The 23,636-nt window shown below is 67.4% G+C and carries 15 protein-coding genes; all 15 read right to left on the bottom strand.

Annotated features, from left to right (window positions below; all coding sequences use genetic code 11):
• Positions 1 to 141 precede the first annotated feature (141 nt).
• The 15 genes from AC1AYD_RS02880 to AC1AYD_RS02810 all read right to left on the bottom strand — a co-directional run bounded on the left by AC1AYD_RS02880 (position 142) and on the right by AC1AYD_RS02810 (position 23,554).
• Positions 142 to 4,278 carry a DNA-directed RNA polymerase subunit beta' gene (locus tag AC1AYD_RS02880; RefSeq protein WP_476503116.1) on the bottom strand — a complete coding sequence of 1,379 codons (4,137 nt, stop codon included), beginning with the start codon at positions 4,276 to 4,278 and terminating at the stop codon, positions 142 to 144.
• A 47-nt stretch (positions 4,279 to 4,325) separates the two neighbouring features.
• Positions 4,326 to 7,889: a DNA-directed RNA polymerase subunit beta gene (rpoB, locus tag AC1AYD_RS02875; RefSeq protein ID WP_476503115.1), complete on the bottom strand. Its 3,564-nt coding sequence runs from the start codon at positions 7,887 to 7,889 to the stop codon at positions 4,326 to 4,328.
• Positions 7,890 to 8,051: 162 nt separating this feature from the next.
• On the bottom strand, positions 8,052 to 8,699 hold the full coding sequence (locus tag AC1AYD_RS02870; RefSeq protein WP_476503114.1) for a hypothetical protein: 648 nt from the start codon (positions 8,697 to 8,699) through the stop codon (positions 8,052 to 8,054).
• 40 nt (positions 8,700 to 8,739) lie between these two features.
• Positions 8,740 to 9,741, bottom strand: coding sequence for an HhH-GPD family protein (locus AC1AYD_RS02865; RefSeq protein WP_476544696.1), 1,002 nt, complete (start codon positions 9,739 to 9,741; stop codon positions 8,740 to 8,742).
• Between the two features lie 43 nt (positions 9,742 to 9,784).
• Positions 9,785 to 10,456: a tRNA (cytidine(34)-2'-O)-methyltransferase gene (locus AC1AYD_RS02860; protein ID WP_476503113.1), complete on the bottom strand. Its 672-nt coding sequence runs from the start codon at positions 10,454 to 10,456 to the stop codon at positions 9,785 to 9,787.
• 676 nt (positions 10,457 to 11,132) lie between these two features.
• The gene (locus AC1AYD_RS02855) at positions 11,133 to 12,497 is read right to left on the bottom strand and encodes a DUF711 family protein (RefSeq protein ID WP_476503112.1); all 1,365 of its coding nucleotides are present in this window, start codon (positions 12,495 to 12,497) and stop codon (positions 11,133 to 11,135) included.
• Positions 12,498 to 12,527: 30 nt separating this feature from the next.
• On the bottom strand, positions 12,528 to 12,800 hold the full coding sequence (locus AC1AYD_RS02850) for an ACT domain-containing protein (RefSeq protein WP_034525826.1): 273 nt from the start codon (positions 12,798 to 12,800) through the stop codon (positions 12,528 to 12,530).
• Between the two features lie 272 nt (positions 12,801 to 13,072).
• The gene (locus AC1AYD_RS02845; RefSeq protein WP_476503131.1) at positions 13,073 to 14,545 is read right to left on the bottom strand and encodes a DHA2 family efflux MFS transporter permease subunit; all 1,473 of its coding nucleotides are present in this window, start codon (positions 14,543 to 14,545) and stop codon (positions 13,073 to 13,075) included.
• 654 nt (positions 14,546 to 15,199) lie between these two features.
• The gene (locus AC1AYD_RS02840) at positions 15,200 to 15,766 is read right to left on the bottom strand and encodes a DUF3180 domain-containing protein (RefSeq protein ID WP_476503111.1); all 567 of its coding nucleotides are present in this window, start codon (positions 15,764 to 15,766) and stop codon (positions 15,200 to 15,202) included.
• Between the two features lie 66 nt (positions 15,767 to 15,832).
• The gene (gene folK, locus AC1AYD_RS02835; protein ID WP_476503110.1) at positions 15,833 to 17,365 is read right to left on the bottom strand and encodes a 2-amino-4-hydroxy-6-hydroxymethyldihydropteridine diphosphokinase; all 1,533 of its coding nucleotides are present in this window, start codon (positions 17,363 to 17,365) and stop codon (positions 15,833 to 15,835) included.
• Between the two features lie 185 nt (positions 17,366 to 17,550).
• A complete protein-coding gene (gene folP, locus AC1AYD_RS02830) occupies positions 17,551 to 18,423 on the bottom strand; it encodes a dihydropteroate synthase (RefSeq protein WP_476503109.1) in 873 nt (290 codons plus the stop codon).
• A 142-nt stretch (positions 18,424 to 18,565) separates the two neighbouring features.
• Positions 18,566 to 19,171 carry a GTP cyclohydrolase I FolE gene (folE, locus tag AC1AYD_RS02825; RefSeq protein ID WP_476503130.1) on the bottom strand — a complete coding sequence of 202 codons (606 nt, stop codon included), beginning with the start codon at positions 19,169 to 19,171 and terminating at the stop codon, positions 18,566 to 18,568.
• Between the two features lie 231 nt (positions 19,172 to 19,402).
• The gene (gene ftsH / locus AC1AYD_RS02820) at positions 19,403 to 21,499 is read right to left on the bottom strand and encodes an ATP-dependent zinc metalloprotease FtsH (RefSeq protein WP_476503108.1); all 2,097 of its coding nucleotides are present in this window, start codon (positions 21,497 to 21,499) and stop codon (positions 19,403 to 19,405) included.
• On the bottom strand, positions 21,496 to 22,059 hold the full coding sequence (hpt, locus tag AC1AYD_RS02815; protein ID WP_476503107.1) for a hypoxanthine phosphoribosyltransferase: 564 nt from the start codon (positions 22,057 to 22,059) through the stop codon (positions 21,496 to 21,498). Before hpt ends, ftsH begins: the two co-directional genes overlap by 4 nt.
• Before the next feature lie 55 nt (positions 22,060 to 22,114).
• Complete coding sequence (locus tag AC1AYD_RS02810) at positions 22,115 to 23,554, bottom strand: D-alanyl-D-alanine carboxypeptidase/D-alanyl-D-alanine-endopeptidase (protein WP_476503106.1); 1,440 nt, start codon at positions 23,552 to 23,554, stop codon at positions 22,115 to 22,117.
• Between the last annotated feature and the right edge of the window lie 82 nt (positions 23,555 to 23,636).

Genomic DNA, 23,636 nt, shown 5'->3' with positions numbered 1-23,636 from the left:
CGCGGCTTCCGTTCGCGCGTGACGCCCGGCCGCCCACGCCGCATATGAATGACCCCCTCCGCAATCCGCGGAGGGGGTCATTCATATGCGGCCATATGCGCCGGCCGACCCGCTCAATCGAGCAGGCCGACCGGCCGATCATCAGACGATGGCGGTCGGATCGTCGTCCGAACCCGCGGCGTCGGTGCCGGCGGCATCGCCGTCGTCACCGGGGAGCTTCAGGTCGGAGCCGTCCGCGTCGCCGCCGAAGTCGGCGGTGCCGCCCTGGTCGTCCAGGAAGTCGTCCGGGTTGAAGTCCTCGCCGAGCTTCAGGTCGCCGAAATCGATGTTGGAGAAGTCCACATCGTTGATGTCGCCGTCGGTGAAGTCGAGGCCCTCGCCGTCGTCGCCACCGCCCAGACCGAAGTTCGGGTAGATGGTGTCGCGGATCGCCTTGTCCGGCTCGACCACCGCGTTGCGGTAGCGGGCCAGGCCGGTGCCGGCCGGGATGAGCTTACCGATGATGACGTTCTCCTTGAGACCCTTCAGGTCGTCGACCTTCTGGTTCAGGGCGGCGTCGGTGAGCACGCGGGTCGTCTCCTGGAAGGAGGCGGCGGACAGCCACGAATCGGTGGCCAGCGAGGCCTTCGTGATGCCCATGAGCTCCGGACGGCCGGAGGCCGGCTTCTTGCCCGCCTGCACGGCGGCCTTGTTGACCTCGCGGAAGCGCTGCTGGTCGACCAGCTCGCCGGGCAGCAAGTCGGTCTCGCCGGAGTCGATCACGGTGATGCGACGGCTCATCTGGTGGACGATGACCTCGATGTGCTTGTCGTGGATGTCCACGCCCTGGGAGCGGTACACGTTGTGCACCTCCTCCACGATGTTCATCTGGGCGGCGCGCTTGTTGAGAATGCGCAGGATCTTCTTCGGATCGACGGAACCCTCGATGAGCTGCGTGCCGGTGGCGACGTGCTCGCCGTCCTTCACCAGCAGCGGGACGCGGCGCGACACGTTGTACGTGATCGGCTTGATCTCGCCGTCCTCGACCGGGGCGCCGGAGTCGGCGTCCGGGGTGAGGATGACCTGGCGGCCGCGGTCGCCGTCCACCACCTTGATGGTGCCGGCGAACTCGGCGATCGGGGACTCGCCCTTCGGCGTACGGGCTTCGAAAAGCTCGGTGACACGCGGAAGACCCTGGGTGATATCGGAGGCCGAGGCGACGCCGCCGGAGTGGAAGGAACGCAGCGTCAGCTGGGTACCCGGCTCGCCGATGGACTGGGCCGCGACGATGCCGACGGTCTCGCCGACGTCGACCAGCTTGTTGGTGGCCATCGACCAGCCGTAGCACTTCGCGCACACGCCGCGCTTGGAGGCGCAGGAGAGCACGGAACGGCACTTGACGAACTCGACGCCGTGGGCGACGAGATCGTTGAGCACGTCCATCGACAGGGCGTCGTCGCGCTTGTACAGCACGGTCTTGCCGTCGGCCGGGTCGATGACGTCGGCCGCGAGCAGACGGGAGTACGGGCCGCCGTCCGCGTTCTTGACGAGCACGAGGTTGCCGTCGGCGTCGCGGTCGGCCACGCGGATGTCGATACCCTGCTTGGTGCCGCAGTCCTCCTCGCGGACGATCACGTCCTGGGAGACGTCGACCAGACGACGGGTCAGGTAGCCCGACTCGGCGGTACGCAGTGCGGTATCGGCCAGACCCTTGCGGGCGCCGTGCTGGGAGATGAAGTACTCCAGCACGGACAGGCCGTCGCGGTAGTTGGACTTCACCGGACGGGGGATGATCTCGCCCTTCGGGTTGGCCACGAGGCCACGCATGCCGGCGATCTGGTTGATCTGCATCATGTTGCCTCGCGCGCCCGACTGAACGATGATGGCGAGGTTGTTGAGCGGATCGAAGTCGTGCTCGACGGCCTTCGACACCTCGGCGGTGCACTTCGTCCACAGGTCGATGAGCTCCTGGCGGCGCTCCTCCTCGGTCAGAAGACCCATCTCGAAGTTGTCGTTGACCTGGGCGGCCTCGTCCTCGTACTTGGCGACGAGGGTGTTGCGCTCGCCCGGCTCGATGACGTCGGAGAACGCGAAGGACACGCCGGACCACGGCGCGCGGGTGAAGCCGAGATCCTTCAGGGCGTCCAGCGAGGCGGCCACCTGGGCGGTGGAGTAGCGGGTCGCGATGTCGTCGACGATCTTCGCCAGACGCTTCTTGCCGACCTGCTCGTTGACGAACGGGTAGTCGACCGGCAGGGTCTGGTTGAACAGGACGCGGCCGTAGGAGGTGGCGAACAGGGCGGTGCCGTCCTGGAAACGCTCCTCCTTGACGACGGTCTCGCCGTTCTGGGCGTCCGGATCGGCGACCTTGAGCTCGCCCGGCTCCCAGTTGGCCGGCAGGACGAAGTCCTTCGGCACGCGGATGAGCACCTTGGCCTGCATGTCGATCTCGTGCAGGTCGAGCGCCATCTCGGCCTCGGCCAGCGAGGAGAACACGCGACCCTGGCCCTTGACGCCCTCCACCACGGTGGACAGGTAGTACAGGCCGAGGATCATGTCCTGGGACGGCATGGTCACGGTGTGGCCGTCGGCCGGCTTCAGGATGTTGTCGGAGGCCATCATCAGCGAGCGGGCCTCGGCCTGGGCCTCGGCGGACAGCGGAAGATGAACGGCCATCTGGTCGCCGTCGAAGTCGGCGTTGAACGCGGCGCAGGCGAGCGGCGGCAGGTGGATGGCCTTGCCCTCGACCAGGATCGGCTCGAACGCCTGGATGCCCAGACGGTGCAGCGTAGGCGCACGGTTGAGGAGCACCGGATGCTCGGAGATGACCTCCTCGAGCACGCCGTACACCTCGGTGTCGCCGCGGTCGACCATGCGCTTCGCGCTCTTCATGTTCTGCGCGTAGTTCATGTCGACGAGACGCTTGATGACGAACGGCTTGAACAGCTCGAGCGCCATCGGCTTCGGCAGGCCGCACTGGTGCATGCGCAGCGACGGGCCGACGACGATCACGGAACGGCCGGAGTAGTCGACGCGCTTGCCGAGCAGGTTCTGGCGGAAGCGGCCCTGCTTGCCCTTGAGCATGTCGGACAGGGACTTGAGCGGGCGGTTCGAGGCGCCGGTGACCGGACGGCCGCGGCGGCCGTTGTCGAACAGGGAGTCGACGGCCTCCTGGAGCATGCGCTTCTCGTTGTTGAGCATGATCTCCGGGGCGCCGAGCTCGATGAGGCGCTTCAGACGGTTGTTGCGGTTGATGACGCGACGGTACAGGTCGTTGAGGTCGGAGGTCGCGAAGCGGCCGCCGTCCAGCTGGACCATCGGACGCAGGTCCGGCGGGATGACCGGAATCACGTCGAGCACCATGGCCTCCGGCTTGTTGCCGGTGGACAGGAACGCGTTGACGACCTTGAGGCGCTTCAGGGCCTTAGTCTTGCGCTGCTCGGACGCGTCCTTGATCTCCTCGCGCAGCTCGGCGGCGATGGCCTCGAGGTCGAGGGACTGCAGGCGCTTCTTGACCGCCTCGGCGCCCATGGAGCCCTCGAAGTAGTCCTCGTAGCGGTCCTGCATCTCGCGCCACAGGTCCACGTCGTCGATGATGTCGCCGGCCTTGAGCTTCTTGAACTTGTCGAACACGGCGTTCAGACGCGCGATCTGGTCGTCGTAGCGCTGGCGGATGGCCGCCATGTCGCGCTCGGCGCCGTTGCGCAGCTTGGCCTTCGCGGCGCCCTTGGCCTCGCCGGCCTCCTCGAGCTCGTGCAGATCGGCCTCGACCTTCTTGGCGCGGTCCTCGATCTCGACGTTGCGGCGCTTCTCGAAGTTCGCGATCTCGTGGTCGAACTCGTCCTGCAGGTCCGGCAGGTCCTGGTGACGCTGCTCCTCGTTCACGGCGGTGACCATGTAGGAGGCGAAGTAGATGACCTTCTCCAGGTCCTTCGGGGTCACGTTGAGCATGTAGCCCAGACGGGACGGAACGCCCTTGAAGAACCAGATGTGGGTGACCGGGGCGGCCAGCTCGATGTGGCCCATGCGCTCGCGGCGGACGCGGGAGCGGGTGACCTCCACGCCGCATCGCTCGCACACGATGCCCTTGAAGCGCACGCGCTTGTACTTGCCACAGGCGCACTCCCAGTCGCGGGTCGGTCCGAAGATCTGCTCGCCGAACAGACCGTCCTTCTCCGGCTTCAGGGTGCGGTAGTTGATGGTTTCGGGCTTCTTGACCTCGCCGTGGCTCCAGCCGCGGATATCGTCCGCGGTGGCCAGGCCGATGCGAAGCTTGTCGAATGCGTTGACGTCCAGCACTGTTGTTTTCGTCCTTACTTACGCTTGCTTACGGTTCTCGATGGGTCTCACTGGTACTCGGGCTGAGCGGCGGCCTGGTCTTCCTTCGCGGCCGCGTCGGGGCGGGCGCCGATGTTGAAGCCGAGGTCGTCGGAGGAGCCGGCCGGATCGTCGTCCTCGTCCTTCATGTCGATGGCCTGGCCTTCGGCGTTGAGCACCTCGACGTTCAGGGACAGGGACTGCATTTCCTTGAGGAGCACCTTGAAGGACTCGGGGATGCCCGCCGGCGGCAGGTTCTCGCCCTTGACGATCGCGCCGTAGACGCGCACGCGGCCGTCCACGTCGTCGGACTTGGTGGTCATCATCTCGTGCAGCGTGTACGCGGCGCCGTAGGCCTCGAGGGCCCACACCTCCATCTCGCCGAAGCGCTGGCCGCCGAACTGCGCCTTGCCGCCCAGCGGCTGCTGGGTGATCATCGAGTACGGGCCGGTGGAGCGGGCGTGGATCTTGTCGTCGACCAGGTGGTGGAGCTTCAGCATGTACATGTAGCCCACGGAGATCGGACGCGCGAACGGCTCGCCGGTGCGGCCGTCGAACAGCGTGGCCTTGCCGTCCGGGCCGACCAGACGGTCGCCGTCGCGGTTCGGCAGCGTGGTGGACAGCAGGCCCTTGAGCACGTCCGGCTTGACGCCGTCGAACACCGGGGTCGCGACCGGGGTGCCCGGCTCGGCCTTCTCGGCGCCGGAGGGGACGAGCTTCTTCCACTCGGCCTCGAGGTCCGGGTCGAGGGAGATGTCCCAGCCGGAATGCGCGATCCAGCCGAGGTGCAGCTCGAGCACCTGGCCGAGGTTCATTCGGGACGGCACGCCGAGCGGGTTCAGCATGATGTCGACCGGGGTGCCGTCGGCGAGGAACGGCATGTCCTCCTCGGGCAGGATGCGGGAGATGCAGCCCTTGTTGCCGTGGCGGCCGGAGAGCTTGTCGCCCACCGTGATCTTGCGGTGCTGGGCGATGTAGACGCGGATCATCTGGTTCACGCCGTTGGGCAGCTCGTCGCCGTCCTCCTCGGCGTCCTCGCGGGTGATCTCCTTGACGCCGATGACCGTGCCGGTCTCGCCGTGGGGCACGCGCAGCGAGGTGTCGCGCACCTCGCGGGACTTCTCGCCGAAGATGGCGCGCAGCAGGCGCTCCTCCGGGGTCAGCTCGGTCTCGCCCTTCGGCGTGACCTTGCCGACGAGGATGTCGCCGGCCTCGACCTCGGCGCCGATGCGGATGATGCCGCGCTCGTCGAGGTTCGCGACCGCGTCCTCGCCGACGTTCGGCAGGTCGCGGGTGATCTCCTCGGCGCCCAGCTTGGTCTCGCGGGCGTCGATCTCGTACTCCTCGATGTGGATGGAGGAGAGCGTGTCGTCCTGGACGAGACGCTGGGAGATGATCACGGCGTCCTCGTAGTTGTAGCCGTTCCACGGCATGAACGCGATGAGCAGGTTCTTGCCGAGGGCCAGCTCGCCCTTCTCGATCGCCGGGCCGTCGGCCATCACGGTGCCGGCCTCGACGCGCTCGCCGTCGTGGACGATCGGACGCTGGTTGTAGCAGGTGGTCTGGTTGGAACGCTGGAACTTGGCCAGCTTGTAGGAGCTGGTCGTGCCGTCGTCGTTCATCACGCGGATCATGTCGGCGGAGACGTAGGTGACCACGCCGTCCTTCTCCGACTTGATGACGTCGCCGGAGTCGTTGGCGGCGCGCCACTCGGAGCCGGTGCCGACGAGCGGGCGCTCGGACTCGATCAGCGGGACGGCCTGGCGCTGCATGTTGGTGCCCATGAGCGCTCGGTGGCCCTCGTCGTGCTCGAGGAACGGGATCAGCGAGGCGCCGAGGGAGACCATCTGACGCGGGGAGACGTCCATGTAGTCGACCTGGCTGACGGGCACATCGACCGCCTCCTCCTCGCCGACTCGGGCGAGGGCGGACTTCTGGACGAAGTTGCCGTTCTTGTCGAGCTCCTGGTTGGCCTGGGCGATCACGTGGTCGAGATCGCGGTCGGCGGTCATGTACTCGACCTCGTCGGTGACGTGGCCGTCGACGACCTTGCGGTACGGGGTCTCGATGAAGCCGAACGGGTTGACGCGGCCGAAGGTCGCCAGCGAGCCGATGAGGCCGATGTTCGGGCCTTCAGGGGACTCGATCGGGCACATGCGGCCGAAGTGGGACGGGTGCACGTCGCGCACCTCCATGGAGGCGCGGTCGCGGGACAGGCCGCCGGGGCCCAGCGCGGAGAGACGACGCTTGTTCGTCACGCCGGACAGCGGGTTGTTCTGGTCCATGAACTGCGACAGCTGCGAGGTGCCGAAGAACTCCTTGATGGTGGCGTTCACCGGGCGGATGTTGATCAGGGACTGCGGGGTGATCGCCTCGGCGTCCTGCGTGGTCATACGCTCGCGCACGACGCGCTCCATGCGGGACAGGCCGGTGCGCAGCTGGTTCTGGATCAGCTCGCCGACCTGGCGGATACGACGGTTGCCGAAGTGGTCGATGTCGTCGACGTCGACGCGCAGGTCGACGTCCTCGCCGTTGCGCTTGCCCGGGAAGGTGTCCTTGCCGTCGTGCAGCGTGCACAGGTACTTGATCGTCGCGATGATGTCCTCGCGGTGCAGGGAACGGTCGTTGACCTCGTTCTCCAGGCCCAGCTTGCGGTCGATCTTGTAGCGGCCGACGCGGGCCAGATCGTAGCGCTTCGTGTTGAAGTAGAAGGAGTCGAGCAGGTTCTTGCCCGCGTCCGGGGTCGGGGTGTCGGCCGGGCGGATCTTGCGGTACAGGTCGACGAGGGCCTCGTCCTGGGTCTGGAGGGTCTCCTTCTCCAGGGCGTCGAGCACCAGCGGGTAGTCCTTGAACGCCTCGCGGATCTCCTGCTTGGTCATGCCGATGGCCATGAGGAACACGATTGCGGACTGCTTGCGCTTGCGGTCCACGCGCACCTGCGGCTGGTCCTTCTTGTCGATCTCGAACTCGAGCCACGCGCCGCGCGACGGGATGATCTTCGCGCCGAAGACCTCCTTGTCGGAGGTGCGGTCCTGCTGGCGGTCGAAGTAGACGCCCGGGGAGCGCACGAGCTGGGAGACGATGACGCGCTCGGTGCCGCCGATGATGAACGTGCCGTGCGCGGTCTGCAGCGGGAAGTCGCCCATGAACACGGTCTGGGACTTGATCTCGCCGGTTTCGCCGTTCTCGAACTCGGCGTTCACGTACAGCGGGGCGGAGTAGGTGTAGTCCTTCTCCTTGCACTCCTGGACCGTATGGCGCGGCTCCTCGAAGTACGGGTCGGAGAAGGTGAGGGACATGGTCTGCGCGAAGTTCTCAATCGGGGAGATCTCGTTGAAGACCTCGTCGAGGCCGGAGACGTGCGGCGTGGTGACCGTGCCGTTCTCCTCGTCCTTCGCGACGCGCGCCTTCCAGCGTTCGTTGCCGATCAGCCAGTCGAAGCTGTCGGTCTGGACGCCCAGGAGGTAGGGCACGTCGATGGGTTCCTTGATGGAACCGAAGTTCACGCGATCCGACGCCTTGTGCAGGTCGATGTCGTGCTGGTCGGCGCGTGCGGTGATGGTGGTGGTGTTCGTCGTAGCTTCAGTAGCCAATGGACGTTCCTTATCGCTCGCTATGTGTTCGTTTTCCCCGTCGAAGCGCGCATGGCCACCATATGCCTATGCGAGCTTCGTTGTGTGGAGGCATGCCCGCAATATGACACACCGTATGCAAATTACAAAGAATAGCGGTATGTAAGGACTTTCATCGCACCGTCATCGCACTTCGATGTTGACCTTCTCGCTGACGACCTTGGGGGCGTCCTTGAGGCTCAATTGGGCGGTGTACGCGCCGCGGTCCACCTTCGGCAGGTCGTCCTGGCTCTCCGCGCATTCCGAGCCCGTGCGGTTCGCGCCCCACGTGAGCGTCTGCACGTCCTTGTCGCCCTTCGCCATGAGCAGCATCCTCGCGTCCGCCGGGCACGAATCGGACCTCCACACGGTCTGTCCGTTCGACGAGATCGTGAGCACGCGCCCCGAATCGGAGGCGTCGACGAGGCAGGAGTCCGCGCCCTCATGCTCGATCGTCGCGACGAAGTCGATCGAACCGCCGACCGCCACGGTCGCGGCCTTCGCGGTGAGCGTCAGACGCGTGTCCTTCGTGGAGCAGTTCCGCACGCCGGTGCTGCGGTGCGGCGTGGGAGCCCCGTCGCGTTCCAGCGCGACGCGGCTCACGCTGCCGTACGTCGCACCCCACACCGCGCCGACGCCGCGCGACAGGCTGTACCCGCAGAACACGATGAGCGCGAGCGCGAGCAGCAGCACGATGCCGACGACGATGCGACGACGACGATAGATCGCACGCTGCCGCTTGTTCAGCTTGCGTTTGCGCTGCTTGCCCATACCCGTTCCACCTTGTGCCATAGTGCCTTTCAGTCTATCGCGTCCATTGCGTCCATCGCGTCTATCGTGGCAGCCGGATCGCGCCGCCGGGGAGGATCTCGATGAGACCGTCCTCGTCGAGGCCCGCCACGCAGGTGTCGAGCTGCGCGCGGTCCTTCCACAACGTCTCGACCGTCGCACGCTCCAACATGGACTCGGCCGGCAGCCTGCGCAACGCGTCGAGGACGATGCCGCGCACCTGGCGGTCCGTGCCCCGGAACCGCTGCCGGGGCCGCGTGCGCCGCTCCCCCAGCCCGGGCCGGCCCGCGGCGAGGAACGCGCAGTCGTCGCGCACCGGGCAATGGTCGCACAGCGGGTTCTTCGCCGTGCACACGAGCGCGCCCAGCTCCATCACCGACTGGTTCCACGTGACGGAGGGGATGCGCGGGACGTCGCGTGAAACGTCATGTGAAACATCACCGGAATCCCGTGGAACATCGCGTGGAACATCACCGTCATCATCATCGGTTCCGGCACGATCGCCTCCGTCATCGCGCGGAAGGACGGCGGCGGCGAGCGCGCGTTCCGCCGCACTCGCCGCGCCGCCACGCGACTCCTCCCCCGCGAACACGCGCGCGAGGACGCGACGGATGTTCGTATCGACGACGGCGATCCGCTCGCCGTACGCGAAACTCATCACCGCGCTCGCCGTGTAGTCGCCGACGCCGGGCAACGCGACCAACGCGTCGTACGTGCGCGGCAGGTCGTCGCCGCACTCACCGGCGACGACGCGCGCGCACTCCTGCAGGCGCAGGGCGCGGCGGGGGTAGCCGAGACGGCCCCACGCGGTGATCACGTCGGATTTCGGCGCGGCGGCGAGCGCGGCCGCATCCGGCCACTTCGCCATCCACGCGGTCCAGTACGGCACGACGCGGCTCATCTGCGTCTGCTGGCTCATCACCTCCGACACGAGGATCCCCCACGGCGTCGTGCGGCCGAAGCGCCACGGCAGGTCGCGGGCGTTCGCCTCCCACCATGCGGCGAGACGCAGGCGGACGCGCGCGGCACGGGCGGACGCGGACATGCCGGCTGGCGAGTCCACGGCAACAGTATCGGTCATGCCGAGGTCACCGGCCGCCGGCGAAGTTCAGCTGGCGCCAGGCCTCGTAGATCGCAATCGACGCGCAGTTCGTGAGGTTGAGGCTGCGCAGCGACGGGCGCATCGGCAGCCTGACCTGCTCGGCGACGTGCGGCCCGGCCATGATGTCCATCGGATCGGGGATGTTGCCCGGCTCCGGCCCGAACAGCAGGATGTCGGTCGGCTTGTATTCGATCTCCGTGTACAGCTTCGTGGCGTGCGCGGTGAACGCGATGATGCGCGAGTTCGGCATCGACTCGACGAGGTTCTCGAAGTTCGGATGCAGCACCACATGCGCCATGTCGTGGTAGTCGAGGCCGGCGCGGCGCAGCTTCGTGTCGCGCAGGTTGAAGCCGAGCGGCTCCACGAGGTGCAGGATCGTGCCGGTCACCGCGCACAGGCGGATCGCGGAACCGGTGTTGCCGGGGATGCGCGGGCTGTAGTAGCACAGGTGCGGGGTGACGGTCTCCGCCTCGGCCGCCTTCTCCGCGGTGAGCATCGCGTCGACCACGCTGATCGGGTTGCCGTGCGCGTCGGTCACGAGCTCGTCCGGCCCGTAGTTCGACTTGCGGTAGCCGTATTCGAACATCTTCTCGACTTTGTCTTCCGGGTTTTCCGAAGCGGCCGGTGCAATTCCCTCCGGGTTTCCGTTTTCACTCATATCGCCACCGTCATCCCTTGTTCATCGTGATTGCGGATCGTACGCGCCGCTCCTAGCGGATCGCGACCGACAATCGAGCATAGGGCATGCTCTGCCCGACACGGATGCCGGGCGGGCGGAAGGCCGGGCATGGCCCCGGCGGAGCCATGCCGGATACGGATGACTGCACATGACGAAGGAACCGGACGCTACGGGAAACGCGTGCGTCAGACGTTGCGGAGATGCTTGCATATCGGCACCTAATCAGCATCGAAACGGCACCTAATCAGCATCAAACTGCGTTACGAGGGGTGCTTTGCGACGTCCACCGACAGACATCTCGCTTACGAGGGGTACCCGATCATGCGAAGGGACTACCAAAATGGCACGATCCCGGGGAATTGTACTGTCGATACCCGTCCTCACGCCGCAGCGGGTACCCCTCGTAAGAGAAATGGCGATCCGCGCCATGACGGAAGCACCCCTTCCAATGCAGATAGCTTTCACACCGGACGCCCCACCCCCGAGGAATCCGCCCAGAGAATCCGCCTTGCCGGGACAGGCCCCGGCGCAAGAAAACCCGGATGAAGCGGTTGTTTTCCGGGATTCCTTGCGCCGGAAGGGGAGACGGAGGACTGGCGGTACGTTCGCGGGGATGACTTCGGTTCCCGAACGAATCGGTCTCCCCGTGTACGGATCAGTTCTTGAACGAGTGGATCGGGGCGGGGATGCGGCCGCCGCGGGTGACGAACGCCTCGCACGAGGTCTGGTTGACCGGGATGATCGGCGCGTAGCCCATGAGTCCGCCGAAGTTCGCCATCTCGCCGACGCCCTTGCCCTCGACCGGGATGACGCGCACGGCGGTGGTCTTCTGGTTGACCATGCCGATGGCCGCCTCGTCGGCGATGATACCCGAGATCGTCGCGGCAGACGTGTCGCCCGGAATCGCAATCATGTCGAGACCGACCGAGCACACGCAGGTCATCGCCTCGAGCTTCTCGATCGTGAGGCAGCCATTGCCGGCCGCGTCAATCATGTTCTTGTCCTCGGAGACCGGGATGAACGCGCCGGACAGGCCACCCACGTAGGAGGACGCCATGATGCCGCCCTTCTTCACCTGGTCGTTGAGCATCGCGAGCGCGGCGGTCGTGCCGGGCGCGCCCACCTGTTCGAGACCGATCTTCTCGAGCACTTCGCCGACGGAATCGCCCACGGCCGGGGTCGGCGCGAGCGACAGGTCGATGATGCCGAACGGCACGCCCAGCCGTCGCGACGCCTCCTGCGCGACCAGCTGGCCGACGCGCGTGATCTTGAACGCGGTGCGCTTGATCGTCTCGCACAGGAACTCGAAGTCCTTGCCCTTCGCGGCGTCCAGCGCGCGCGAGACGACGCCGGGGCCGGAGACGCCCACGTTGATGACCGCGTCGCCCTCGGTCACGCCGTGGAAGCCGCCCGCCATGAACGGATTGTCGTCGGGCACGTTGCAGAACGCGACGAACTTCACGCAGCCGTAGGAGTCGATGTCGGCGGTGGCGTGCGCGATGTCCTTGACGATGTGGCCGAGCAGCTCGACCGCGTTCATGTCGATGCCGGTCTTCGTGGAGCCGACGTTGACGGACGAGCAGACCACCTCGGTTTCGGAGAGCGCCTGCGGCAGGGAGCGGATGAGCAGCTCCTCGGCCGGGGTCATCGCCTTCGAGACGAGCGCCGAGTAACCGCCGATCAGGTTGACGCCGACCTCCTTGGCCGCGCGGTCGAGCGCGTGGGCGATCTTGACGAAGTCCCCGGAGGTCTTGCAGCAGCTCGCGCCGACCAGCGAGATCGGGGTGACGGTGATGCGCTTGTTGACGATCGGAATGCCGTAGTCGCGTTCGATGTCCTCGCCGGTGGAGACGAGGTCCTTCGCGTACGTGGTGATCTTGCGGTAGATGTTGTCGCAGGTCTCGTCGACGTCGTCGCTCGCGCAGTCGAGCAGCGAGATGCCCATCGTGATGGTGCGCACGTCGAGCTTCTCCTGCTCGATCATCTGATTGGTCTCGTGGACCTCCATGATATTCAGCATGGTTCTTCCTTTCGGCTCGGTCCGGCGAGGCTAGATGCGGTGCATCTTGGTGAAGATCTCCTCGCGCTGGCAGCGGATGCGCACGCCGATGTCGTCGCCGAGGTCCTCGAGGTTGCCGACCATGGCGCTGAACTCCTTATCGGAGTTCGCGTAGTCGACGATCATCATCATGTTGAAGTAGCCGTCGATGATGGTCTGGGAGATGTCGAGCACGTTGACGTTGTGCTGCGAGAGGTAGGTGCACACGCGTGCGATGATGCCGACCGTATCCTGGCCGACGACGGTGATGATTGCCTTGTTCATGGCGCTCCCTGAATGGTTTGGTGTGATGTCCGGTGATGCCGGTCCGGTTTGGGGATTGGCTCGGAGAATACGAAAAACGGGTGTTCACCAGTATAGGTGAACACCCGTTGGTGCGTCATGGAACGTCCACGACGGAATCGCCTCCCTCTGACGAGGGAGGTGCCGGCCGTCGGGCCGGCGGAGGGAGAGACCCCGGCACGAAGTCCACGGTTTCTCTCCCTCAGTCCGCTTCGCGGCCAGCTCCCTCGTCAGAGGGAGCCATAACAAGGACGCTACGCGGCGAGCTTCTTCTCGCCGGTTTCGACGGCCTCGTCGACCTCGACCGGGGTCATCTCCGGTTCGCGGCGGGCGCGCTCCTTCAGCGCGAACGAGAAGACGAGCACGAGCACGATGAGCGCGAGCCCGAACAGGTAGCCGTAGCGGGAGCCGTCCACGAAGCCCTGCGCCGGATCGGTGCCGCCGCCGGCCGTGTAGGTCGCCTGGCCGAGGCCGAGCAGGCAGGTGGCGACGGCGGTGGAGATGGCGCCGCACACCTGCTGCATCGTGTTGAGGATCGTGCTGCCGTCGGCGGCCATGCGGCCCGGCAGCGCCTTCAGCGCGGCGGACTGCGTGGACTGCTGGATGAACGGGATGCCGACCATCACGATGATATGCGCGGCGAGGAACAGGGCGACGGGCGAACCGGCGCCAATCGCGAAGAACAGCGCGCCGCCGACCGCGGTCATCGCCACGCCGATCCAGACGAGACGACGCGCGCCGTGGCGGTCGAACAGTCGGCCGGCGCCGAGCGTGCACAGCGCGTTGACGATGCCGCCGGGCAGCATGAGCAGGCCGGCGACGGTGGAGCTCAGGCCGAGGCCGCGCTGCAGCTCCTGCGGCACGAGGTACATGAACGCGAGCGTGCAGGCGAACGAGCAGGAGACCATGATGGCCGGCGTGCGGAACGCCGCGATGCCGAGCGCGCGCAGGTCGAGCAGCGGCGTGGCGATGGTGAGCTGGCGGTGCGCGTAGAAGGCGAGGACGACGACGCCGACGACGAGCAGTCCGATGACGGCCGGCGAGAAGCCCATGTCGCTCACGAGGCTCACGCCGGCGACGAGGCAGCCGAAGCCGAGCGCGGACGCGAGGATGGAGAGCACGTCGACGGCCGGACGGGTGCGTTCGATCGGCGTGACGAAGAACAGCGCGGTGCAGGCAATCGCGATGGCGGCGATCACGGCGAACAGGGCGAAGATTGCACGCCAGGAGATAGCGCCGATGAGCGCGCCGGCGACGGTCGGGCCGACGACCGGCGCGAACATGACGACGAGGCCGGCCACGCCGTTGGCGGCGCCGATCTTCGACGGCGGGAACACGCGCATGATCGCGGCGTACAGGGTGGGCAGCACGATGCCGGTGCTCACGCCCTGCACGATGCGGCCGGCGAGCAGCACCGGGAACGTGGTCGCCACGGTGCACACGAGCGCGCCGACGAGGAAGCAGGCGAGCGCGAACAGCACGAGCGTCTTCGCCTTGACCCACTTGAGCAGGAAGCCGACGCACGGCAGCACGATGCCGATGGCGAGCATGTAGCCGACGACCATCCACTGCGCGGTGCCGGAGGAGACGGAGAACTCGTCCATCAGATCGGGGATGGCGATGTTCATCGATGTCTCGGACAGCATGCCGAGGAACGCGCCGAAGTACAGGCCGAGCATCACGCGGTGCGGATGCGCGAAGCGCGGGGCGGGGGCGCCGCCGGGCACGGGGGTCGCGACCTCGTAGGAGACGTGGTCGAGATGCGGCTTGGCGGTCGCGGAACCAGCCACGGAACCAGCCACGGAGCCGGCGGCCTGGCCACCGGAAACGGAATCATTGCGGACGGTTGTCTGATCGGACAACGGAAAACCTCTTCTTGTCTGTATCCACACGTCGCCGCCGGGCGATTCCCACACATGGGCGGCATGCCGCAGACATGACCGCGTACGCCGCGCGTTTCGCGGGAAACGCACGGCGGCGGCATCATCGGCGGGGAATCGAGAACCCCTAACGTCCGGGTCCCGACGGCAACGAAAAACCGCATGCCCCAAGGCGGAGAATGCGCCGGAGGCATGCGGTTATCAAGTCGAGATGTGACCGTAGTACGTTTTCCGTTTTTTCGTAAGCGAGCCGGGCGTGTCGCGGAAAATCCCGCGTGCGGGAACCTCCCCCAGTCCGCCGACGTTTCGCCTCCCTCTGACGAGGGAGGTGTCATCGCGAAGCGATGACGGAGGGAGAGACCGGAGCGGCCGCAGGCCGCGGAAGATACGGTATCGGCCGAAGGCCGATTCGTTTTTTCCCGCGCCCTGCGGCCGCTGTCTCTCCCCCAGTCAGCCTTCGGCTGACACCCCCTCGTCAGAGGGGGCCGAAGAACGTCGCGCTCACCGCCTGCGCCCGGCGTCACGCACCGTGTTCTCCGCGGTCTTCGCGGCGGCGGGGGTGATGCCGCGTTCGCGCGCGGCCTGCTTCATCTTCGGGTTCTCCGGTCCCTCGTTGGGCGGCAGCTGGCATAGCCACTCCCCCACGAGTCCGACGATCATGTCCGCGAGGCAGATCACGCCGGTCACCGCGCACTCGGTCACCGCCTGCGCGTAGAACTCGGCCTCCATGTGCCCGATGGACGGGATGATCTGGCCGAAATACCACCCGGCGAGCGCCGCCCCCGCCAACGCCAGCGCCTTGGCGAGCACGAGCGTGTGGAACGCGATCGTCGGGTTGATGAACGTGTGCGGCCGTTTGCGCGGATCGGTGGTCGCGTACTTGTGCACGTTGATGGCGAGCACGAGCACGAGCACGCCGATGGCGACGAGCAGCGCCGCGACGAACCAGGGCGCGCCGATCAGCGTAAGCCCGTACCGTTCGCCCAATACGGCGACGCCCGCGCCGGCGGCCAGTCCCAGCGCCAATCCGAGCGCCGGCTGCCACCATGGTGTCCTATGCGCCTTCATCTCGTGTCCTTCCGTTCGTCCGTCACCGGGGAGTTCCCGCGTATCCACGCGCCCCGGCGTTTCCCGTCATTTCGCGCCGATGATCCAGTTGTCGCTCAGCTGACCGACCATGCCCGCGTCGGGCGCCATCGCGAGCAGGAACGAGACCGGGTCGCCACCGAGCGTGGCGTTCGGGTCCATGTCCATCCACGGCGCGAGCACGGAGGCGTGGGTTTTGGCTGACGGCCATGGCACGCGGCAGTCCGGCTCGTCCGCGGTCACGTGCTCCATGTCGACGAGGTCGAGGTCGATCGCGCCGTCGTGCGTGCCTTCGATGGTGCCGAGCGCGGCGATCAGCGCGCGTGCGCCGAGCTTCGTCTCGATCTGGATGACGGCGCTCATCGCGTCCGGTCCGTCGAAGCTGCTCACGTGGTAGAGCGGCGAGATGCCGTCGACCTGGCTGCCGGGCAGTCCGTCGATGGCGACGATCGCCTCGCGGAACAGGTGTTCCGCGTCGGTGGAGGTCGAGTCCATCGAGATGACGGCCTTGAGCGGCACCGTCGCGCCGTCCGAGGAGCCGGTTCCGGCGTCATCGGCACCCGTGCCCGCGTCGGATGCGCCGGCATCACCGGAATCACCGTCCCGCGTCCCGCTCATCCAGTCGCTGGTGACGCGCTCGACCGGCGGCTCGTCGCCGTCCGCCTCGGCGAGCAGCCCTTCGGCGAGTTCGTTCACCGGGCCGCCGTGCAGGCCGGGAAGGTCGGCGTGCGGGTCGAGCACCGCCCACGGCACGAGCACGAACGCCCGCTGCCATGCGCGCGGATGCGGCAGCGTCAGGTCGGGCGCGTCGGATTCGACGCCGTCGTAGTCGATGATGTCAAGGTCGAGCGTGCGGCTCGCCCAGTGGGTTTCGCGCGTGCGCCCGTGGTCGCGTTCGATGCGCTGGAGCGCGTCGAGCAGCGTGCGCGCGTCGAGCGTGGTCGTCGCCTCGACCACGGCGTTGAGGAAGTCGGGGGTGCCGTCGGCCATGCCCCACGCGGCGGTGCGGTAGAGCGGCGAGACGCCGGTGACCTGCGTGCCGTCGAGCGCGTCGATGCGGCGCACCGCGTCACGCAACGTCGCTTCGACGTCGCCCTGGTTGCCGCCGAGCGCGATGACGACGCGATGCGACGCGGCCGCGCCGGACGTTGCGGCGTCGGTGCCGGCGGCCGCGGCGGCCGCCGCGCCGGCACCGTCCGCCACGTCGACGCCGGCATCTGCCGCGTCGCGCGTGCGCGTGATGCTCACGGCGACGTCGTCGAACGGCACGGTGATTGGCGCGTGCGGCTTGTGCACGGTCACGTCGACCGTGCGGATCGGATCGATGGCGAGCAGTCTGTCGGCGATATCCTGCGCGAGTTTCTCGATGAGGTCGACGTGGTCGCCTTCGATGACATCGACGATCGTCTTGGCGGCGCGGCCGTAGTCGACGGTGTCGCCGAGCGCGTCGGAGCGGCCTGCGGCGGCGAGGTCGAGGTGGAGGGTCGCGTCGACGACGAACGGCTGCGCACGCTCGTGCTCGAAGTCGAGCACGCCGTGCGTCCCGTTCGCCCGCACACCGGTCAAAGTGATCGTGTCCATGTCAGTTCCTTCCATCTCGTCTTCCGGCACCCCCTCAGTCCGACTCCGTCGGACAGCTCCCCCTTCAGGGGGAGCATATCGTTGCGCCGTTCGCTCCCTCTGAGGGGGAGCATGTCGTTACATACTTTTGCTCCCCCTTCCAGGGGGGGGAGCTGGCGGCCGCAGGCCGACTGAGGGGGCATAGGTCACCTCGCGTATTCGCGCCACGTGTCGCCGACGGCGACGGCGGCGCGGCTGCGGACGACGTCGTGGACGCGCACCGCCCACGCGCCGTGTTCCGCGCACAGGGCGCTGAACGCGGCGGTGGCGTCGTCGCGCGCGTCCATCGTGACGTCCGTGAATCCGGCATTGTCGAGGATCGCGGTGACGAAGCGTTTGCGTGATTGCCCGATGAGCACCGGGTAGCCGGTCGCGCGGAACCGGTCGAGTCCGGCGAGCAGCGGCAGATTGTGCGCGATGCCGGGCTTCGAGAATCCGAGACCCGGATCGATGATGATGCGTTCGGGGGCGACGCCGGCGGCGAGCACCGCGTCGACCTGGCGCATGAGCTCGTCGTGTACGTCCTTGAGCACGCCATGCTCGTAATGCGAGGTGTCGGCGTCGGGGGCGCCGGTCTTGGAGCCGGCGAGCCAGCCGCGCCAATGCTGGACGATGTACAGGCAGTCGTGGTCGGCGACGACGTGCGGTAGTTCCGTGTCGAGCGTGCCGCCGGACACGTCGTTGATGATCTGCGCGCCGCCGTCGAGCGCCGCGGCGGCGACGGTCGCGCGCGTCGTGTCGATGGACAGCGTCGCACCGGCCGGGATGAGCGCCTCGACCGCACCGGTGATGCGCGCGAGCTCGTTCTCCTCGCTCACGCGCTTCGCGCCGGGACGCGTCGATTCGGCGCCGATGTCGATGATGTCCGCGCCGGCGGCCATCATCGCACGGCCGTGGTCGGCGGCGGCGCGCGGGTCGAGCCAGAGGCCGCCGTCGGAGAACGAGTCCTCGGTGATGTTGAGCACGCCCATGACGAGCGTGTGCGTGGCGTCGTGCAGCGCCTTGAGATCGATGGTCATCGCGATTACCCCCTCAGTCCCGCCCCGCGGGACAGCTCCCCCTCAAAGGGGGGAGCAATATACAAAATATTCTGCTCCCCCTTGAGGGGGAGCTGGCGGCCGCAGGCCGACTGAGGGGGTGTACCGCCGCCCCCGGAACCGCCTAGCGGCTCATGATGAGGCTCATGGCCTCGGCGCGGGTGGCGGGGTTGCGCAGGAGGCCCCGCACCGCGGACGTGACCGTGCGCGCCTCGGACTTCTTCACGCCGCGCATCGACATGCACAGGTGTTCACATTCGGTGACGACGATCACGCCGCGCGCGCCCGCGTATTCGACGAGCGCGTCGGCGATCTGCTGGGTGAGGCGCTCCTGGACCTGCGGCCGACGCGCGTACACCTCGACGAGCCGGGCGAGCTTGCTCAGCCCCATGACCCCGTCTTTGGCGGGGATGTAGCCGACGTGGGCGACGCCGTGGAACGGCAGCAGATGATGCTCGCATACCGAATACAGTTCGATGTTCTTGACGAGCACGAGCTCGTCGGTGTCCACGTCGAAATGCTTCTCGAGCACATGCTCCGGCGACGCGCCGAGTCCGGCGAACAGTTCGCGGCCGGCGCGCGCGATGCGGTCCGGCGTCTCGACCAGCCCCTCGCGGTCCGGATCCTCGCCGATCGCCTTGAGGAACATGCGCACGGCCTTGCGCACGCCGTCCTCGTCGTAGGCGGGACCGTCGGCCGCGGCCTCGCCGCGCGGCTGGCTCGCGGCGATATGCCCGCGGGGAGACTGCGGCAGGGAGACCTGCAGGGCGGAGCCGTCCTGCGCGGCGCGGGACTGCGCCTGCGCCGGGGCGCCCGGTCCGCCGTGGCCGGCGTGGTGCGGCCTCGCCTGCACCATGCCGGGCTTGCGGGAGACGTCACCGGACGGCTTGGCGTCGGAGACCTCGCGGACCGGTGACGGCGAGTCCGGCAGGGAGATGTTCTGCGCGTGCCTGGCCATGCGTCACTCCCCCGGCTTCATGCCGACCGAGCGCTTGAGCGATTCGGGGATCTCGACGGGCGGCAGGTCGGAGTCGGGGCGACGTTCGTCGGACAGCCACACCTGGCGGACCGGCGCCTTGCGGATCGGCGCGAAGATCGCGGCGAGCTCCTTCTCGTTCAGCGTCTCCTTGACGAGCAGCTGGCGCACGAGTTCGTCGAGGATGTCACGGTTCTCGTTGATGATGTTCCACGCCTCGGTGTGCGCGGTCTCGACGAGCTTGAGCACCTCCTCGTCGATGACCTCGGCGGTGCGGTTCGAGTAGTTGTGCGGCGCGAGGCTGCCCAGATCGCCGCTCTGGTCCTCGTCGTCCGCCCACTTGATCGCACCGAGCTTCGAAGAGAAGCCGTACTGGGTGATCATCGTGCGGGCGATGTTCGTCGCCTTCTCGATGTCGTTGGAGGCGCCGGTGGTCGGATCGTGGAAGACGATCTCCTCGGCGGTGCGGCCGCCCATCGCGTACGCCATCTGGTCGAGCAGCTGGTTGCGCGACTGCGAGTAGCGGTCGGAGGTGGGCATCACGGCGGTGTAGCCGAGCGCGCGGCCTCGCGGCAGGATCGTCACCTTGGTGACCGGGTCCGTGTTGTGCAGCGCGGCGGCGACGAGCGCGTGGCCGCCCTCGTGGTAGGCGGTGTTGCGCAGCTCGTCGAGGGCCATGCCCTTCGACTTGCGCTTCGGACCGGCCTGGACGCGGTCGATGGCCTCGTCGATGGCGCGGTTGTCGATGAGCTGGGCGCCGGCGCGGGCGCACAGCAGGGCCGCCTCGTTGAGCACGTTGGCCAGGTCGGCGCCGGTGAAGCCCGGCGTGCGCACGGCGACCATGTGCAGGTCGACGTCGGGGACGAACGGCTTGCCCTTCGCATGCACCTTGAGAATCGCCTCGCGGCCTTCGAGGTCCGGCGCGGCGACGCCCACCTGGCGGTCGAAGCGGCCCGGGCGCAGCAGGGCCGGGTCGAGCACGTCGGGACGGTTCGTCGCGGCGATGATGATGAGGTTCGTGTCGTTGTCGAAGCCGTCCATCTCGACGAGCAGCTGGTTGAGCGTCTGCTCGCGCTCGTCGTGCCCGCCGGACATGCCGGAGCCGCGCTTGCGGCCGACGGCGTCGATCTCGTCGATGAAGATGATCGCCGGGGCGTTCTTCTTCGCCTCGTCGAACAGGTCGCGCACACGGGAGGCGCCGAGACCGACGAACATCTCGACGAAGTCGGAGCCGGCCATCGCGTAGAACGGCACGCCCGCCTCACCGGCGATGGCGCGCGCGAGCAGCGTCTTGCCGGTGCCGGGAGGGCCGTACAGGAGCACGCCGCGCGGGATGCGCGCGCCGAGCGCCTTGTACTTGGACGGGTCCTTGAGGAAGTCCTTGATCTCCTCGACCTCGGCGAGCGCCTCGTCCTCGCCGGCCACGTCGGAGAACTTCGTGGTCGGGGTCTGGCCTTCGAGCAGCTTGCCGTTGTTCTTCTTGCCGCCCATGCCGAGCATGCCGGAGGCGCCGCCCATGCGGCTCATCAGCCACCAGAACAGCGCGAAGAAGATCACGAACGGCAGGATCGAGGTGATGAGGTAGCTCATCATGCTGGTCTGCTCGATGTCGGCGCTCCAGCCCTTCGACGGGTCGGCCTTCTGGACGGCCTTGAGGATATCCTGCCCCTGCGCGAACGTGTAGTAGAACTGGACCTTGTCGCCGTAGTTGTGGTTCTTGCCGGTGTCCGGGTCCTGCTTGTTGAAGTCGCTCTTGAGTTCAAGCGTGACCTTCTGCTTGTTGTCGACGATCTTCGCGTAGGTCACCTGGCCGCCGTTGAGCAGCTGCAGGCCGTCCTTGGTGTCGATGGTCTGCGCGCCGGTGCCGGCGAACATCTGGAACATCATGGCGACGAGCACGACCACGACGGCGCCCCACAGCCACGGGGACTGCCAGAACGGCTTGTCGCCGCCGTTCTTGTCGCCCTTGCGGTTCGGCTTGTTGCCGTTGTTGCCGTTATCGTTGTTGCGGCGGAACGGATTGTTGAACGGGTTGCCGTTGCCGCCGTTGTTCGGCTGCCCGGGCCCCTGGGGGAAACTCATGCCTGTTCTCCTTGATACACTGCCGGCTTGAGCACGGCGATCGAGTCGAGATTGCGGTACCGCTCGTCATAGTCCAGGCCGAATCCGACGACGAATTCGTCCGGGATCTCCAGCCCCTTGTACTTCACGTCCACGTCCACCTCGCGGCGGGCGGGCTTCTCCAGCAGGGCGAAGATCTCCACCGAGGCGGCCCCGCGCCGCTTCAGCTCCTCGACCAGCCAAGCCAGCGTACGACCTGAGTCAACGATATCCTCGACGATGAGAATGTGCCGACCGCGAACATCGGTCGACAGATCCTGGCGGATCGTCACGGTGCCGCTGGAGACGGTGCCCGAACCGTAGCTGGACAGGCTCATGAAGTCGATCTGGCAGGGGATGGAGAGCGCCTGCGAGAACGCGGCAAGCGTGTTCACCGCCCCCTTGAGCACGGCGACGAGCAGCGGGTCCTTCCCCTGGTAGTCCTCGCTCGCCTGCGCCGCGGCATGCTCGATGATGGCGTGGATCTTCTCTGCACTGACCAGCTCGTGGTCGATGTCTTCTTGTACGTCAGCGATTCGCATGCACCCCATCTTGGCACACGAGAGTGACGTGTTTCTTGGCGGTAACTGGGAGAATTCAGAGTTTCGTCAGGGAGGCGGCGAACGTGTCGAGCGCGCTGTTCGCGGCCGCGCCGTCATCGGGATCGTTGACGATCGCCGCGAACGTGAGCACGCCGCCGCCGACGCGCGACACGTTGCCGGCGAGCGCGCGCACGTCGCCCAGCGCACCGGTCTTCACGCGCAGCAGCCCGAGCGCGGAATCATCGGCGATGCGGTTCCTCACGGTGCCGACGAGCCCGGGCAGCGCCAGGCCCTCGGACGCGGCCGCCGCGCCGCCGTCCGGATCGACGTACTTCGACTGCACCTGGGCGAGCGTCTTCACGGTGAGCGTCGTGCCGGGCGCGAGGCCGGAGCAGCTGGTCATGTGCAGGCCGTCGGTGGAGACGCCCTGTTCGGCGAGCACCTTCGTGACGGCCTTGACGTCGCCGTCGATCGAATCGCCGGTGCCGAGCTTCAGCGCGGTGAGACGGGCGAACAGCTCGGCGAGCGTGTTGTCGGAATGGCGCATCATGAACGCCATGACCTCGTTGAGCGGCGCCGAGCTCACCTTGGCGAGACGCGTGGCGCCGGACAGGTCGGACGATTCGGTCGCGGCGGACGATTCGGAGACCTGGATGCCGTCGCCGGCGAGGAGCGTCTCGAACGTGTCCGCCACGTCCGCCGCCGTGTCCTGGGAGAGCATCGGATACTCCTCGAAATCGTCGGCGTCCTCCTCGTTGAGGCCGCTCCAGTCGCGTCCTCCGTCGATCGCCATCGACGAGATCGGCGTGTAGTAGCGGTTCTCGTCGTTGTTCTCCTCGATGCCGTCCGGCGTGCGGTCGTCGCCGAACAACGTGTCGTCGGCGACGAGCGCGACCGAGGTCACGCCCTTCGCCTTCAACGCGGCCGCGGTCTCGCGCGCGAGCGTCGCGAGACCGGCGCGGCCGTTGACGTGGGTGTCGTCGCTCTCCCCCGCGCCGAGCAGCATGTCGCCGCCGCCCTTGAGCACGACGGTGGGATCGTCGGATCCGTGGGTGAGGTAGGTCGTGGTGTCGAGCGTCGACCCCATCTCCAGCGTGCTTGCGGCGGCGAACGCGGTGAGCGTCTTCGTCGTCGACGCCGGCTGGCGCGGCGTCGACGCCTCATGCTCGGCGACCACGTTCCCCTTCGCATCGGCGATCACGACCGAATAGTCGTCGCCGACACCGTCCGCCTCGCCGAGCGTCCTGATGAGCGCCTCGGCCTTCGTCTTGTCGATCGTCGCGCCGACGGCCACGTCGCCGACGACCGTGCCGGCGGCGACGGTCGCGGCGGGGTCGGGGTACGTGCGCGTCTCGACGGGCGCGAAGGTGAGCAGGCCCGGCGCGACGTCGGCCACGTCGGCGGCCGTGTAGCCGACGCACGCGGCGAGCGTGAGCGCGACGCAGGTCGCGCACACGGCGACGCGATGGGACTTGCGGACTGGGTTCGTGTTCATACCTCACCTTTTATTAGCAATTATGGACCGGCCTACGGCCGGACTCATCATCACCTCGCGGCTGCCGCCGCTCGGCTGAGCC

This window comes from Bifidobacterium sp. LH_426, from assembly GCF_056356875.1.
Note: the sequence above shows the minus strand (reverse complement) of the source record. Positions and strands in the feature narration are given on the sequence as shown.

Bases quoted from the DNA above. Each gene is read 5' to 3' on its own strand.
- AC1AYD_RS02870 (WP_476503114.1), bottom strand. From the start codon at position 8,699: ATGGCACAAGGTGGAACGGGTATGGGCAAGCAGCGCAAACGCAAGCTG.
- AC1AYD_RS02865 (WP_476544696.1), bottom strand. From the start codon at position 9,741: ATGTCCGCGTCCGCCCGTGCCGCGCGCGTCCGCCTGCGTCTCGCCGCA.
- AC1AYD_RS02860 (WP_476503113.1), bottom strand. From the start codon at position 10,456: ATGAGTGAAAACGGAAACCCGGAGGGAATTGCACCGGCCGCTTCGGAA.
- AC1AYD_RS02855 (WP_476503112.1), bottom strand. From the start codon at position 12,497: ATGCTGAATATCATGGAGGTCCACGAGACCAATCAGATGATCGAGCAG.
- AC1AYD_RS02850 (WP_034525826.1), bottom strand. From the start codon at position 12,800: ATGAACAAGGCAATCATCACCGTCGTCGGCCAGGATACGGTCGGCATC.
- AC1AYD_RS02840 (WP_476503111.1), bottom strand. From the start codon at position 15,766: ATGAAGGCGCATAGGACACCATGGTGGCAGCCGGCGCTCGGATTGGCG.
- folK (WP_476503110.1), bottom strand. From the start codon at position 17,365: ATGGACACGATCACTTTGACCGGTGTGCGGGCGAACGGGACGCACGGC.
- folP (WP_476503109.1), bottom strand. From the start codon at position 18,423: ATGACCATCGATCTCAAGGCGCTGCACGACGCCACGCACACGCTCGTC.
- ftsH (WP_476503108.1), bottom strand. From the start codon at position 21,499: ATGAGTTTCCCCCAGGGGCCCGGGCAGCCGAACAACGGCGGCAACGGC.
- hpt (WP_476503107.1), bottom strand. From the start codon at position 22,059: ATGCGAATCGCTGACGTACAAGAAGACATCGACCACGAGCTGGTCAGT.
- AC1AYD_RS02810 (WP_476503106.1), bottom strand. From the start codon at position 23,554: ATGAACACGAACCCAGTCCGCAAGTCCCATCGCGTCGCCGTGTGCGCG.